Origin of the sequence: Streptomyces gottesmaniae (genome assembly GCF_031845845.1) — a bacterium.
Classification (GTDB): Bacteria; Actinomycetota; Actinomycetes; order Streptomycetales; family Streptomycetaceae; genus Streptomyces; species Streptomyces akebiae.
Window position 1 is genome coordinate 1 of sequence record NZ_JAVRFJ010000138.1, and the last position, 451, is coordinate 451.

Below are 451 nucleotides of genomic sequence, written 5' to 3' on the forward strand. Positions count from 1 at the left end.
TACTGACCCAGGTCGACCTGGGTCAGTACGCGCGGCAGGGTGGCGGCTTCCAGCTCGCGGAACTTCAGGCCTTTAGGGTTGGCGGTGATGTCCTTGATGGTCGACAGGATGTTGGTCGGGTCCTTCAGGGTGATCAGGTTGTGCTTGGCCAGCAGCAACAGCGCGCGGCCGCCGTTGGTGGCGTCGTTCGGGATAACTACGTTGGCACCGCTTGGCAGGTCTTCCAGCTGCTTGAACTTGCTGGAGTAGGCGCCCAGGGGCTCCAGGGGCACGGCACCGACGCTCACCAGGTGAGTGCCCTGGGCTTTGTTGAACTCATCCAGGTACGGCTGGTGTTGGAAGAAGTTGGCGTCCAGGCGCTTTTCAGCCACCTGTACGTTGGGCTGCACGTAGTCGGTGAAGACTTTGACCTGCAGGTCCACGCCTTCTTTGGCCAGGGCAGGTTTCACGA

1 protein-coding gene is annotated in these 451 nt (G+C 61.4%); it reads right to left on the minus strand.

What is annotated here, in order from left to right; translation table 11 throughout:
* Nucleotides 1–422, minus strand: a 422-nt coding sequence (locus RM704_RS44745; RefSeq protein WP_311593620.1) for a MetQ/NlpA family ABC transporter substrate-binding protein, incomplete at its 3' end; no start/stop codon positions are given.
* Nucleotides 423–451 lie beyond the last annotated feature (29 nt).